The sequence below is a fragment of the Streptomyces triticisoli genome, from assembly GCF_003270085.1.
GTDB lineage: Bacteria > Actinomycetota > Actinomycetes > Streptomycetales > Streptomycetaceae > Streptomyces > Streptomyces triticisoli.
This window is the reverse complement of sequence record NZ_QFDQ01000042.1, coordinates 20,452-33,890: the sequence shown is the minus strand read 5'-3', so window position 1 is coordinate 33,890 and position 13,439 is coordinate 20,452. Positions and strand designations below refer to the sequence as shown.

Annotated in this window: 12 protein-coding genes and 2 pseudogenes; 10 read left to right on the top strand and 4 right to left on the bottom strand. The window is 69.2% G+C overall.

Features of this window, described 5'->3' with window-relative positions:
- Positions 1-158: 158 nt before the first annotated feature.
- Positions 159-791: a CHAT domain-containing protein gene (locus DEP02_RS08205; protein WP_232839012.1), complete on the bottom strand. Its 633-nt coding sequence runs from the start codon at positions 789-791 to the stop codon at positions 159-161.
- Between the two features lie 59 nt (positions 792-850).
- Between DEP02_RS08205 and DEP02_RS08200 the strand changes: the two genes are divergently transcribed.
- The 7 genes and pseudogenes from DEP02_RS08200 to DEP02_RS08170 form a co-directional block, all read left to right on the top strand.
- On the top strand, positions 851-1,447 hold the full coding sequence (locus DEP02_RS08200) for a DUF6236 family protein (protein ID WP_332871933.1): 597 nt from the start codon (positions 851-853) through the stop codon (positions 1,445-1,447).
- Between the two features lie 164 nt (positions 1,448-1,611).
- A complete protein-coding gene (locus DEP02_RS08195) occupies positions 1,612-2,259 on the top strand; it encodes a hypothetical protein (protein WP_232839011.1) in 648 nt (215 codons plus the stop codon).
- 237 nt (positions 2,260-2,496) lie between these two features.
- Positions 2,497-4,119, top strand: a complete 1,623-nt coding sequence (locus DEP02_RS08190) for an ISL3 family transposase (RefSeq protein WP_112466682.1) — start codon at positions 2,497-2,499, stop codon at positions 4,117-4,119.
- A gap of 108 nt (positions 4,120-4,227) precedes the next feature.
- Positions 4,228-5,103 (top strand): alpha/beta fold hydrolase, encoded by an 876-nt coding sequence (locus DEP02_RS08185; RefSeq protein ID WP_112466681.1) that lies wholly within the window; start codon positions 4,228-4,230, stop codon positions 5,101-5,103.
- Positions 5,104-5,454: 351 nt separating this feature from the next.
- On the top strand, positions 5,455-5,718 hold the full coding sequence (locus DEP02_RS08180) for a hypothetical protein (RefSeq protein WP_112466680.1): 264 nt from the start codon (positions 5,455-5,457) through the stop codon (positions 5,716-5,718).
- A 223-nt stretch (positions 5,719-5,941) separates the two neighbouring features.
- Positions 5,942-6,289, top strand: coding sequence for a hypothetical protein (locus DEP02_RS08175; protein ID WP_112466679.1), 348 nt, complete (start codon positions 5,942-5,944; stop codon positions 6,287-6,289).
- Positions 6,290-6,753: 464 nt separating this feature from the next.
- Positions 6,754-7,452: pseudogene (locus DEP02_RS08170) on the top strand (transposase); the annotation flags it as partial.
- A gap of 210 nt (positions 7,453-7,662) precedes the next feature.
- Here DEP02_RS08170 and DEP02_RS08165 read toward each other — a convergent pair.
- Complete coding sequence (locus tag DEP02_RS08165; protein ID WP_112466677.1) at positions 7,663-8,016, bottom strand: MerR family transcriptional regulator; 354 nt, start codon at positions 8,014-8,016, stop codon at positions 7,663-7,665.
- Between the two features lie 62 nt (positions 8,017-8,078).
- On the opposite strand from DEP02_RS08165, the gene DEP02_RS08160 reads away from it, so the two are divergent.
- Positions 8,079-8,801, top strand: a complete 723-nt coding sequence (locus DEP02_RS08160) for an SDR family oxidoreductase (protein WP_112466676.1) — start codon at positions 8,079-8,081, stop codon at positions 8,799-8,801.
- Between the two features lie 442 nt (positions 8,802-9,243).
- Here DEP02_RS08160 and DEP02_RS08155 read toward each other — a convergent pair whose 3' ends face one another.
- Complete coding sequence (locus DEP02_RS08155; protein ID WP_112466675.1) at positions 9,244-9,921, bottom strand: pyridoxamine 5'-phosphate oxidase family protein; 678 nt, start codon at positions 9,919-9,921, stop codon at positions 9,244-9,246.
- Positions 9,922-10,536: 615 nt separating this feature from the next.
- Between DEP02_RS08155 and DEP02_RS08150 the strand changes: the two genes are divergently transcribed.
- Together DEP02_RS08150 and DEP02_RS34455 are read left to right on the top strand one after the other, a co-directional pair.
- On the top strand, positions 10,537-11,880 hold the full coding sequence (locus DEP02_RS08150; protein ID WP_112466689.1) for an MFS transporter: 1,344 nt from the start codon (positions 10,537-10,539) through the stop codon (positions 11,878-11,880).
- 93 nt (positions 11,881-11,973) lie between these two features.
- Positions 11,974-12,153: pseudogene (locus DEP02_RS34455) on the top strand (IS5/IS1182 family transposase); the annotation flags it as partial.
- 126 nt (positions 12,154-12,279) lie between these two features.
- Here the strand turns inward: DEP02_RS34455 and DEP02_RS08145 are convergent.
- Complete coding sequence (locus DEP02_RS08145) at positions 12,280-13,260, bottom strand: alpha/beta fold hydrolase (RefSeq protein WP_112466674.1); 981 nt, start codon at positions 13,258-13,260, stop codon at positions 12,280-12,282.
- Between the last annotated feature and the right edge of the window lie 179 nt (positions 13,261-13,439).

The following is a 13,439-nucleotide window of genomic DNA, read 5'->3' as shown; positions in this document are numbered from 1 at the left end:
GGAGGAGGTTCGCTTCACGGACATCGAGCACCTGGAGTTCGACCTGTAGCAGCCGCGCCCCGAACAGCCCGCGCGCCCGGACCTGTCGCTCCGGGCTCGCTCGCGTATCCGCGGGAAAACAGATGCTCATGCACACGATACCGTGCTAAACCCACGTCCTACTCCGGAGGCGGCGTCACCAGCTTCGCAGCGTTGGGGTCGACGTCCGCTGCACAGGTCAAGGTCGGCAGGTCGCGGTCGCGCAGGCCGTTCATTTCGATGGCCGCCCGGCTGAGGATGTGGGCGGCCTGTACGGACTGGCCGTCGGCGACGGCGGCGTAGAACCGGGCGGCATAGGTGATGGCGTCGACATCGCCGATGGTGTCGGACATTCCGATGGCGAACGGCACGGTGTCGATCAGCTTCCCGGTCTGGGCCGCGGAGTGGCAGGAGTTGAGCAGGACCAGCAGCGGCTTGTCGTCCACGGCAGCGATGGCCCGGGCGAAGGCGCCGACGCTGACGATGGCACTTTCGTGGAAGCCGTCCTCGCCTTCCTCGAAAGCGATCAGGTCCTGCGTGCTGTGACCGGAGAAGTGCACGATGTGGGGACGGAACCGGGTCAGCGCGTCCAGGAAGACGTCCGCGGTAGCGGCCGAGTGGAGATCCAGTTCGACAAGGTCCCGATGGGTGGCACTCTGCACGGCCGCACGAATCCTCTGCTGCTCCTGGCCAACTCGCAGGTCACCGGCGGAAGCGGCTGCCAGCAGCAGAACCCGCAGTTTCTCCGGCTTCGGGGCCCGCAGTTCCCTCATGACCGTGCGCACCTGACCCTCCGTCGTCGACAGACGGCTCTCGATCTTCTGCTGTTCAGCTGCGGCGCGCCGCTCCGTCTTCTGCTGTTCACGCTGGCGAGCCTTCTCCGCGGCCGCCCGCTCAGCCTGTTCCGCCTTCGCCAGCTTGGCCGACAGGTCAGCTGCCTCCTTGGAGAGCTAGAACTGCGCCGCGCCTTCGGCGTCAGCGGCGGTCAGGAGAGCAAACTGCGAAGACGCTGCGGGAGACCGTGGGCGACATACCCAGCCGACAAGCACTGGACATACACCTGCGCGAGGCAGTGCACCGGGACTTCGAGACGGAGGTAGACGCCCTCCGCAAGGCGATGAACGGGATCGGTCTGCAGACCGTCACCACGGCCATCAGTGCCAAGTTCGAGATGCCCACGTCGGTCGCTCTGACCAGCGCAGCAAGCGTCGCAGTCGCCGGCAGCATGATGGGCACCCTGACCGGTGCGGTCGGCACAGCCGCCGTGGCTGCCTTCGGCGTTATCACGGGGGCACGGCGACAAGCCGCCCAGGCCATGGCAGCCAGCCCGGCAAGCTTCCTGCTGCGCGTCGAACGCGGCCTTACACCCACCACCTTGTGCAAGCGGATCAGCGGAACACTCCGGCGCAACCTCGGAGCTGGTGCCTAGCACGTCAGCTGATCGGCCCGCTCTGTCGATTACCTCGGCAATGGTCCCTGGGATCATGCTGAGGATCGCCCGCGACGGCGGTTGACGATCCCGGTTCGTGGGCGGCGCCCTCTACGCGAAGACGGTCCGCGTAAGATCACCACCCGAGGGGTGGTGGCATGGTCATGAGGAACTACCGGTGGTACGCGGCGGCCGCGGCGGCACTGCTGCTGACCGGTTGTGGCGGCGGCGCGGAGAGCGACAGCGGAACCGGCAAGGCGGTGGCGCTCACGAAGGAACAGGTCCGGGAGACACTGCCGGACGGCGAGGCCATGACGGGCTGGGAGGAGTCCGCTCGGCCCACGGCCGTCGAGATGGACAAGCTCTACCGTTCGCAGGCCTGCCCCATCAAGGGCAACGCGGGCTGCGAGAACTCCCGCTTCTACGGCGCCTCGACCTTCCGGCACGACGACAACGCCGCCACCGTCACCTTTCTGATCATCGCCTACGACAGCGAACAGGCCACCCGGGAGGCGTACGACGTGCTCTGGGACGGCTACTACGGCAAGAGGGCGGGACAGAGGGCGAAGACGTTCGGGCTCGGTCCGATCGGTGAGGAGCGCGACGCCCGGTTCGGTTCCTCCGGCTTCCGCGGCGAGCCCGGTGCCGTGACCCAGACCCGGGTCGGCACGACGCTGCTGTGGACCGAGGCGGCTTCCGCGGGCAAGGGCGGTATCGACGAGGACGGTGTCCGGGACCTGGCCACGGTGCTCGCCAAGCGGGCCCAGCAGGCCCAGAACGGGGATGCACCCTCCGCCGCGCTCGGCGGCTGACCGGGCGGTCACGCCGGGACCCGGCCCGCTGCCGGGGAGCAGAGGAGTTACGTCCACCGGCGCGGGCCTTGGTTGTCGCCCGCTGCCCTGTGCACCGTCTTCGTACCGCTGCTGGACGGCAGGGTGGCTGTGTCACTCCCCCGGGGCTCTGGTCCACTTCTTGTGGTCGCGTACGCAGCGTGACTGTCGATCTTTGTTTAATGGAGGTTGAGGTCGTCCGAAAATTACCCGGCCGGAATGCCGCGTGGTCGACAGTGCTGCGCCATAAACGAAGTACGGCCGCAGCTGGATGAGCTGCTGTTCTCCTCCGTGGAGGGCGTGTCCGTGGAGTCGGTCGACGCGGCCGGCGCGGTTGCCCAGGTGGAGGCCCGGAGCACGGCCAGACGGGCGGCCTGTCCGGGCTGCGGGCGCTGGTCGGGGCGAATACATGGCTCCTATCTGCGGTTTCCTCATGATCTGCCGACGGCGGGCAAGCGCGTCGTCGTGTCGTTACGGGTGCGTCGGTTCGTCTGTGCGGAGAGCTCCTGTCCTCGCCAGACCTTTGCCGAGCAGGTTCCGGGGCTCACCCGTCGGTTCGGCCGACGGACCGAGCGACTGCCTTCCACGTTGGTCTCGGTCGGTCTCGCGCTCGCGGGTCGAGCCGGAGCCCGGATGACGGACGCCTTCGGGGCACCGGTCAGCCGGAACACCCTGCTGAGACTGATCGCCTCGCTGCCCGACCCGCCCACCGCCACACCCCGCGTGGTCGGCGTCGACGAATACGCCCAGCGCAAAGGCCGAATCTACGGAACAGTGCTCGTCGACGTCGAGACACGCCGGCCGGTGGACCTCCTGCCAGACCGGGAGGCGGACACGCTCGCGGCCTGGCTCGCCGAACGGCCCGACATCGAGATCGTCTGCCGCGACCGCGCCCCCTTCTTCGCCGAAGGCGCCACCCGCGGCGCCCCGCAGGCCCTCCAGGTCGCCGACCGGTGGCACCTCTGGCACAACCTGGGCGAAGCCGCCGAGAAGTGCGTCTACCGGCACCGCGGCTGCCTGCGCCCCACCCCGGCACCGCGGGACGAACCGCAAGGGAACTCGGAGCCGGCCGCGTCATCGCCCTGGCCGACGGGCCACCGGTTCGCCGAACGCACCCGCGCCAAGCACGCCACCATCCACGCGCTCCTGACCGCCGGGCACAGCAAGCGGTCCGTCGCCCGGCAGCTCGGCATGGGCCTCAACACCATCCTGCGCTTCTCCCGCGCCGCCACTTCAGAGGAGCTGTTCACCGGCCAGTGGCAGAGCCGCTCGACCAAGCTCGACGCCTACAAGCCCTACCTGGATCAGCGCTGGCAGGAAGGCTGCACCAACGCCTGGAAACTATGGGAGGAGATCAAGGAACAGGGCTACCCGCACGGTTACGGCAACGTCCGCAACTACGTCAGCCGGGCCCTGCGCCGCAAGCCCCAGCCGATCGGGCCCCGGCCGCCATCGGCCCGCGCCGTCACCCGCTGGATCCTCACTCATCCCGACGCCCTGACCGAGAACGACCGGCTCCACCTCAAGGCCGTCCTGGCCAACTGCCCTGAACTGACAGCACTCGCCGAGCACGTGCGCTCCTTCGCCCACATGCTCACCCACCTGCAAGGCGACCAACTGCCGGCCTGGGTCGAAGCGGCCACCGCCACCACCGAGCTGCCCAGTCTCCGCCGGTTCGCCCAACACCTCGAACGCGACCTCGACGCCGTCGTCGCCGGCCTCTCACAGCCCTGGAGCTCCGGTGTCGTCGAGGGCCACGTCAACCGGATCAAGATGCTCAAGCGCCAGATGTTCGACCGCGCAGGATTCGAACTTCTGCGCAAACGAGTCCTCTTGGCGTAACCGATCGTAGAAGCGGACACATGGCCGTTGCCAGCCGGGGCAAGAGGGAATGCCGGTACCGCGCCGACGGTAAGACGCGGTACGTGAGCTGAGCCCAGGGAGGCCGGGGTGTTCGAGGGGTTCGAGACAGCGCAGATCGATGTCGGTGAGGCTTGCGTCTTCGTCCGCTTCGGTGGGGACGGTCCGCCAGTGGTGCTGCTGCACGGTCATCCCCGCACATCGGCGACGTGGCACCGGGTCGCTCCGCTGCTCGTGCGAGCCGGCCACACGGTAGTGTGCCCGGACCTGCGAGGATACGGGCGCTCCAGAGGACCGCGCTTCACGGCGGATCATGCGCGCTATTCCAAGCGTGCGGTTGCCGGGGACGTGGTGGCCGTGATGCGCCACCTCGGACATCGCCGGTTCGCGCTCGTCGGGCACGACCGCGGAGGAAGCGTGGCGCTGCGCCTCACGCTCGACCATCCCGAGACCGTCTCCCAGGCGGTCTTCGCGGACTGCCTGCCGCTGACGGAACATCTGTCGCGGATCACCGTCGAGTTCGCCACTCAGTGGTGGCACTGGTTCTTCTTCGCACAGCCGGGCATCCCCGAGCGAGTCATCACCGCCGATCTCGACAGTTGGTACTGCGGCGACCGCGAGGCGATGGGACAGGAGAACTACGAAGAGTGGCGGCAGGCCACACGCAATCCCGACGTGGTCCGGGCGATGCTTGAGGACTATCGCGCCGGCCTCACCATCGACCGACAACATGAGGAAGCCGACCGCACCGCCGGTGCGCGCATCGCCTGCCCGACGCTGGTCCTCTGGTCGCTTCAAGACGACCTGGAGGATCTGTACGGAGATCCCCGCGCGATCTGGCGCCGGTGGGCCAGCAACGTCCGCGGCCACGGCATCGACTCCGGACATCATGTCGCCGAACAGGCGCCCGAAGCACTGGCCTCTGCACTTACTGACTTCCTTCAACCGGGCCCAGACCTCGAGTAGCGGCCGTCCACGGAGCACGGCCACAGAAGTTGAGCCAGAGACAGATGGCCGCAGCACTGTCACTCAGCGTGCGCACACCACAGGAAGTGGACCAGAGCCCGCATTGAGATACAAAGCCACCTGCCTGAGCATGTGCCGCGCGCTGCCCGTGCAGGTTCCGGTGCTGCCGTACGCGGTGTATGCGGGGCTGGGGGACCCGGGGCCGGCCGGACTGTCAGCGCCCGCGCGGGGTGTGCGGGCGGAAGAGCTGCTGTACGCACGGGCACTGGACACGATGACCCCGGCGCGAACGTGACTGGTACGGGCAGCGAGAATCCACACACCACACCGACAAAGATTTACGGAGAACCCGTGAACAGACCGGCCCCGCGCTGCGCCACGGTCCTGTATGCGATATCCGCGACCTGCGCCGCCATAGGCGCCCTGCTGTGGGTGCGCGGCCAGACCCCACCCCCCAGGGTCTACGGGGCCTTCCTGGCGGCCGACGGCTACACCCCGTCGGCCTGGAAGGTGTGGTCACCGGCAGTGCCCGAAGAACATCTTGGCCTGTACCTCATCGCGGCCGGGCTGGTGTTGGCTGTGGCGGCGCGCCTGTTCTTCGTCCGGCGTGACTGAGCAGCACCAAGACCAGAACGACGAGCGCGGGCGCGCGGCACATGCTCAGGCAGGCGTTTCCCCGACCACGACCGCATGAAGGGCCCTTCTTGGGCTTACCTCGGCGATACCCGCCCCAGGGTTTTGGGACTTTCGGGACCGTCCCACGCGCGCACGCGACAGGGGCCCGCCCCGGAGGCGCTGGCATGATGCCCCCTCACCTACTCACACCCTGGGGGGATCCATGCACACCCGCACCACCGCGATGGCCGTCGCCGTCCTGGCCCTGGTTCTCAGTGCATGCAGCAGCAAGCCCGACCAGCCCGACGCGACCCCGACCGCCACCGCGACCGCGACGCCGACCATCGACCAGGCCGCCGCCCGACAGGCCTGTGTCGACGCCTGGGCGGACGTCCTCCAGGCCGACCCGGACGCCGGCCTGGAGGACGAACCGGTCCCCTGCGACGGCCTGCCGAAGGGCGACCGGATCGACCGCTACATGGAGGGCCTGCAGCAGCGGAACAAGGCCAACCGGGATCGGGTGGCGGCCTGTGTGGAAGATCCGGCGTGCACCTCGGTGCCCATCCCGTAGAGCGGCCACGGGCCCGGGGCGCTCCGCCGTAGGACCCCCCACCCGGCCCGCTGACCTGCGGATAGGTACATCGGTGGAACCCATGAGACCGTCCTACGCGCGCGGACCCATCGCGCATCCGGTTCTGCCCTGTGCCGCGCGATGTCGGGAGCGGAGCCTCCTCCCCGGCCGTAGGTCAAGGCTTGAGCTTGCCTGTGCGGATCTTCTCCACGCAGGCCGGGCAGTACTTTTTCGATGAAGGCTTGACGCGCCCGCACCCTTTGCACGTCGCCTTTTTCGGGGCGCCCGGACTGCCTGCGGAGACAGCGACGAGGTTCTTGGTCTGTTGGAGCCATGACGGGAAGTGCGTGTTGTCTATCTCCCTGATGGCTTCCGAGTCCGGGTCCGGGCTAGCGAACCTGGCGCTGCGGACCTTCCGGACGGGGGAAGCGATCCGGTTGTTACGGGTATGTGCGCGCTTGCTCTACAGCACTTCCAAGGCGTCCTTGGTCCTGCCGACCGGCTACCAGACGCCGGCCGCCCTGCGCCGGACTGGCAGGAACCGCCTGGCCGTCTGGTTGAAGAACCGCAAGGTCCGCAACTACCGGCTCGTCGCGGCCACCGCTGTCGAAGCTGCCGAGGCCCAGCACACCGCCGTTCCCGGAGAGAAGCCGGCCGCGGCCGTGGTGGCCAGGCCGGCGAGGGAGGTGATGGCCCTCGACGATGAGATCGCCGAGACCGACGCCCTGATCGAGGACCGGTTTCGCGACCACCCGCACGCCGAGATCATCCTGAGCATGCCCGGCCTCGGACCCGTCCTGGGCGCCGAGTTCATAGCCCACACCGGCGGCGACATGAGCGTCTTCGGCACCGCCGACCGCCTCGCCGGTGTCGCCGGCCTGGCACCCGTCCCGAAGGACTCGGGACGGATCAGCGGCAACATGCGCCGACCCCGCCGTTACTGCCGTCGCCTGCTGCGGGTCTTCTACCTGTCCGCCCAGGTCGCCGCCCGACACTGCCCCCTTTCCAAGGCGTTCTACGAACGCAAGAGGGCCGAGAAGAAGACCCATAAGCAGGCCGTCATCGCCCTCGCACGCCGCCGCCTGAACGTCCTGTGGGCACTCCTACGCGACAGCCGTCACTTCGAGATCAGCCCGCCACTCCGCGTTGCCAGTGTCGGCTGAGGCCGCTACAGCGAGTCACAAGCCAGGCGTTGACAACAGCATTGGGAATCAGTAATGACTGTTCTGTTGCTCCCCGAGGCCGGTATCCGGCCCTCCGTCGAAGAGACGACCCCGAGTGCCGTCCGCCGCACCATCGTCGAAACACTGCCTGACCTGCGCGAACGCGAGGGGACACATCGGTGCGGCTACTCCACGGCGACGATCAGGTCGCTACACCGTTTCGCCGTGGCTGTCGGCAGCCGTGATGAGCTGGTCGAGCCGGACGAGGGTGGCCGTCATCTCCTCGACTCGGGCCGCGAGGCGGTCACGCTCGGTGCGAAGCATGCGCCGCTGCGGGACCGTGGCGCGGCCGTTGTTCACGCAGGGCAGCAATGCCGCGATGGTACGGCTGCTGAGGCCGGCCGCGTAGAACTGCTGGAACAGGCGGACCACCTCGACGGTGTCCTCGGTGTAGCGGCGCTGTCCCGACGGTGTGCGCTCCGGGCTGAGCAGACCTTGTTCCTCGTAGTAGCGCAACGCGCGCACGCTCACCCCGGCCCGCTGCGCGAGCTCTCCGATCTTCATCGCCCCATTTCCCCTTCCCGCGCTTGACTCTCACGTCGGCGTGAGGCTTTAGCGTAGCGGCCATGGACATTCGAAACGAGATTGCGCTGGTCACAGGCGCCAACCGCGGTATCGGACACAGCTTCGTCACCGAGCTGCGGCGCCGGGGCGTCAAGAAGATCTACGCGGCCGCCCGCAGGCCGGAAACCCTCCCCGACCTCCCCGGCATCGTCCCACTGGCGCTGGACGTCACCGACGACACGTCCGTGACCCGAGCCGCGGCCGTCGCCGCCGACACGACACTGCTCATCAACAACGCCGGGGTGTCGACCTTCGCCAGGCTCACCGACGGCGCGGAGGACGACATCCGGCGGGAAATGGAGACGAACTACTTCGGCCCCCTGCGGATGGTGCGGGCCTTCGCGCCGGTCCTGGCCGCCAACGGCGGCGGTGCCGTGCTGAACGTGCTGTCGGTCATGGCCTGGATGGCCTACGAGCACTCCAACAGCTACGGGGCGTCCAAGGCCGCGGCCTGGGCGCTCACCAACGGCATCCGCTACGAACTCGTCGGCCAGGGCACCCAGGTCACCGCGCTGGTCATGGCCAGCGTCGACACCGACATGATGGCCGGCATCGAGGACGAGAAGTCGCACCCCGACGTGATCGCCCAGCGAGCCCTGGACGGCGTTCAGGCCGGCTCCCTGGAGGTCCTCGCCGATGATAGGACCACACAGTGGAAGGCCAGGCTCAACGAGGACCCGGCCCTGCTGTACCCGCACCTGGCCGCACCCGCTGCCCGGGCGTGAGCCGCACAAGCACATGGCACACACAATGACGAACTTGGCCTCGGTCTCGGCCAGATCTACAACGAGGCCCATGCTCAAGCAGCCCCGGCCGTCCGGCACTACAACCACCACCGCGCGGAGGGGCTAGCTGGTCAACCGCCTGCGTCACGCAGGCGGCCGCCGGACAGGCGAGCGCGGGGGCCGGCGGGCGGCCCGGTAGAGGGCCCTTGCTCGGGCCCGGCGGGGACAATCTCGCCGCTCGGTCCCGTCAGTCGGCCCCACCAGCCCCAGGTGGGGCGCGCGGCGAGGATGCGGAGGCGTCTTCGCCATGGAGTGATGAGCAGCAGTAAGCGCGCCTGCGTCCGGTGATCCCTGGGCAGCGCGAACTCCGGCCGACGGGGACGGGAGGTCCGGCAGGCCAGGTTCATGCGGCGGACCTGTTCGGGCGCCTGCCGGGGGAAGCTCACCACGTATCGATGCGGCGCCCCGTGACTGCGGTGGGTTCGATCCGCATCCACAGGTCGCGTTCCCCTCCGGCCCACGGCTCGCTGTAGGCAAGCTCGGCGAAGCGGCGTACGGCGTCGGGGTCGGTCACGGCTTCGGCGCGCCCGCGTATCAGGACACTCCAGCCCTGACTCAACGCGTCGTCCACGCGGTCGACCGCGAAGGCCACCTCGCGGTCGCGTCCCTGGGCGGGCACCGAGTCCGCCCGGGTCCGGAACACGACGGCGTCGTCGACGACGGAGTAGTTGACGGGGACGACGACCGGTGCGGCTTCGGTGGGCACCGCCAGGAGACCCACGCCGTGCGTCGAGAGCAGTCTGCGGCACTCCTCCTCGTTCAGTTCGGTGAGGCGAGGACTGCGAGCGGCGCGCCCGATACCGGGTGGCAGGTCGACGTTTCCGCCGCCGAGTTCCGTTGGAGTGGTCCGCAGGGCTCCGGCCAGCAGGAGCAGGGTGCCCGCCTCCGGTGCCGCCGTGCTGGACTGCTCCAGGTGCGCGATGTAGCTGGGGGCCATGTGGGCACGGAAAGCGACTTCCTCCCTGGTGAGCCCCAGTTCCCTGCGCCGCCGCTCGATGCGCCGTCCGAGGTCGCCCTGCAGGGGTTGGTCCGTGAGATACGGCGGTGTCTGTTCGGCCACGGTCCCTCACTCTCGTCGGGGCTTCCCCACAGCCGCCGGTTCCTGCGGCCGGGTCACCATGGCAACGTCTCCGGTATTGCCCGTAGATCCAGCATGCACGGCCTCGTGGCGGTCCGCTTGGGCCGGACGGCCCGCGTCTGCGCTGGATGGGCCGGATGCCACAACGGCGAAGACCTCCTGGCCCTGCGCATCGCTGTGATCGCGGGCCGCATCGACGAGGCGACTTAGAGGTCGCGCGGATAGGCGGGAGTTCTGTCCGACGGCGCCGGCTCGGCCGGGCGTGACGGGGGGACAGGGGCTGGGTGTGGTGCGGGGGTGGCTGGTAGGTCCGCGGCGGAGTGACGAAGGATCACTTGCCGTCGGCTCCGGTAGCATCGGCGACATGTCCGGTGCTTCGTGCGCGGCTTGTGCCGCGGTGACGAGGACGCTCCGCTAGCGGCGGGACGTTCGTCTCACTTCTGTTGAACGTTCTGCTGCTTCGTGGTTGAACCGGAGCGGCACGTTCGTGCTGCCCGGAACTTCTTCTGGGCAACGGAGCACTCGGTGTTTTCAGGCATTCTCTCCTCGCGCCGGGACGGATCGTCCCCGGTGCGCGCGTGGCTGGTGCTGTGCTGCATGGCCATGCTGCAGTTCTTCATCGCGGTCGACGTGACCGTGGTCAACGTCGCCCTGCCCTCGATCGGCGCCGACTTCGGGGTCGACGGGCACGCACTGGTCTGGGTCGTGGTCGGGTACACGATCACCGGCGGCGGGCTGCTGATGCTCGGCGGCCGACTGGGCGACGTGCTCGGCAGGCGCCGCATCCTCCTGCTCGGCACAACGCTCTTCGGCGCCGCGTCCTTGCTGGCCGGGCTCGCGCCCTCCTTCGCCGTGCTGGTGACAGCCCGGCTGCTGCAGGGCGCCGGGGAAGCGATCGCGCTTCCGGCGGCGATGGCGGTGATCGTGCTCATGTTCCCCGAGGGGCCGCGCAGGTCGCGGGCGCTGGGCGTGTGGGCGGCCGTCGCGAGCTGTGGCCTCGTCCTCGGGTTCGTGGTCTCCGGGATCATCACCGAGCTGCTCGGCTGGCGGTGGATCTTCCTGGTGTCCGTGCCGTTCATCCTGGTCGTGCTCGCTGCTGCGGCCCTTCTCGTGCCGAGCGAACGGCCCGCCGAGCCCGCACCGCTGGACCTTCCCGGTTCGCTCCTGCTGGTCACGGCCCCGCTGCTGTTCACCCTCGGGGTCGTCGAGGCGGGACAGGCGGACGGCACGCTGCCCTGGCTGCCGCCGGCGGCGCTGGTCGGCGCGGTGGCCGCCGGAGCCCTGTTCGTCGGGGTCGAGCGCCGTTCACGGAACCCGCTCGTGCCGCTGCGGTTCTTCCGCAACCGGCCGCGCGTCCTGGCCAACCTCGCCACCGCTCTGCTGAGCGCGGCACTGTCCACCTCGTTCCTGCTGTTCACCTACTACCTGCAGGACCGGTCGGGCGCCGGCCCGCTCCGGGCCGGTCTGACGATGCTGCCCCTGGCGGTGTCCCTGATCGCGGCCTCGGTGCTGGTGCCCCGACTGCTCGGACGGTGGGGTGCCCGGGCCTGTGTCCTGGCCGGGATCGGCTTCACCGCGCTGGCGATGGCCGCCATCGCCCTGGTCTCCTCCCTCGGGGCCACCGGCCCGGCGATGATTCCGGCCATGACGCTCATCGCGGCCGGGATGGGGTTCGGGATCGTCGGGCTGCAGTACGTCGCGGTGACCGGCGTGACCGAGGACGACGCCGGCATCGCCTCCGGCGTCCAGCGAGCCGCCGACCAACTGGGCGGTTCCACCGGTATCACGCTCTACGTCGGCATCGGGTTCGCTCCCACCCTGGACGGCACCGACCCGTTCCTCGCCAGCAGCCTCCTGGCCGTCGCCGGGCTCGCCGCGGCCGGGTGCGTCGCCTGGCGGATCTCCCTGCCCGCCGCGGTGCTGGAGGAAACGCTCGGGTGATCTTGGGCAGGGCTGCGCCCGGCCGGACCGCTGGCCGGGCGCAGCCCTGGAAACAACAGGTCCACGATCACCACCGGTCAAGCAGAAGGTCACGTGCCCGTCCTGCCCTCCTCCATCACCGCCCCTCTGTGGGAGCAGTTCCACGCGCTGATCCCGCGCCGCCAGGTCGTCCATCCGCTGGGCTGTCATCGGCCCCGCGTCCCGGACAGGGTCGTGTTCGACAAGCTTCTGACCCGGCTCGTGCTGGGCGGCCCCTACCAGCAGCACGCCGACCACCAGGTTGGCTCTGTTCATGAGAATGAGCAGCGCTTGGACAGCGGGTCGGGAGGCGGGGGAGCCTTCCCGGGTGGTGCGGATGTTCACGTGTTTCGACAGCACTGGGCGACGCGGGCGAGTGCGTCAGGCGGGCAGGGCGGCAAGCCAGTCGGTCAGGATCCGGTTGACCTCGGCGGGACGTTCTTGCTGGATCCAGTGGCCGCAGTCCTCGAGGAGGTGGCAGGAGACCAGGCCCGGCAGCGTGACCGGGTATGCCTTGATCGCGTCGGCCAGCCAGGTCGTGGAGGCATCCAGGCTGCCGCCGATGAACACCGACGGCTGGGCGATGGGGGCACCGTCGAAGGCGGCGAGGTCCTCCCAGTCGCGGTCCATGTTCCGGTAGCGGTTGAGCGCTCCGGTCAGGCCGGTGCGTTCGAACTCCCCGGCATAGACGTCGAGATCCCTCTCGCTGAGCCAGGCGGGCAGCCGGCCGCTGGGGAACCGGTCCCGCAGCGTGCCGGCCTTGCTGACGAAGTGCGGATCGGAAGCGCCGGGTGGGGGCATGGTGTCGGCGGACAGGGCCGCGTAGAAGCCCGCGAGCCAGCCGCGTACGTCCGGCTCGATCTCGGCCTCGGCGCGGCCCGGCTCCTGGAAGTACGAGACGTAGAACTCCTCATCCCCGCCCATCTGGGCGAAGACGTCGCTGGGGCGGGGCCCGCCGCGCGGGGTGTAGGGAACGCTCAGCAGTCCCACCGCGCGAAAGACCTCCGGCTTGAGCAGGGCGGAGTTCGCGGCGATGGTGGCGCCCCAGTCGTGGCCGATGACCACGGCCGACTCCTCGCCCAGGGCGTGCACGACTGAGACGTTGTCTTCCACCAGGTCGAGCATCCGGTACGCATCCGTCGCGGTCGGCTTGGAGGAGCGGCCGTAGCCGCGGACGTCGAGGGCGACCGCGCGGTATCCCGCCGCCGCGAGCACCGGCAACTGGTGGCGCCAGGAGTACCAGGATTCCGGGAAGCCGTGTACGAGCAGCACCAACGGCCCGGTTCCCTGCTCCGCTAGGTAAATCCGGCCTCCCGGCGAGGACACCAACCGGTGAGTGATCTCCGCGACGTGCCGCGACATGCGTCTCCTCCAGGATCGTCGTGCTGCTGTGCGCCAGGACAGCCCCTCTGCCGCCGTTCCGTTGGCTCAATGCCGATCATGCGGAAGACCCTGCCGGGAAGACGAGTTCGTTTGCCGGTTCGGCAAGCCCGGGGCGCTGTCACGTTGGCTGAGCGGGTGGGATGATCTTCTGGTTGATC

Coding starts and splice junctions, on each gene's coding strand:
- DEP02_RS08205 (WP_232839012.1), bottom strand. CDS start 791: ATGAGGGAACTGCGGGCCCCGAAGCCGGAGAAACTGCGGGTTCTGCTG.
- DEP02_RS08195 (WP_232839011.1), top strand. CDS start 1,612: ATGAGGAACTACCGGTGGTACGCGGCGGCCGCGGCGGCACTGCTGCTG.
- DEP02_RS08190 (WP_112466682.1), top strand. CDS start 2,497: ATGCCGCGTGGTCGACAGTGCTGCGCCATAAACGAAGTACGGCCGCAG.
- DEP02_RS08175 (WP_112466679.1), top strand. CDS start 5,942: ATGCACACCCGCACCACCGCGATGGCCGTCGCCGTCCTGGCCCTGGTT.
- DEP02_RS08165 (WP_112466677.1), bottom strand. CDS start 8,016: ATGAAGATCGGAGAGCTCGCGCAGCGGGCCGGGGTGAGCGTGCGCGCG.
- DEP02_RS08160 (WP_112466676.1), top strand. CDS start 8,079: ATGGACATTCGAAACGAGATTGCGCTGGTCACAGGCGCCAACCGCGGT.
- DEP02_RS08150 (WP_112466689.1), top strand. CDS start 10,537: ATGGCCATGCTGCAGTTCTTCATCGCGGTCGACGTGACCGTGGTCAAC.
- DEP02_RS08145 (WP_112466674.1), bottom strand. CDS start 13,260: ATGTCGCGGCACGTCGCGGAGATCACTCACCGGTTGGTGTCCTCGCCG.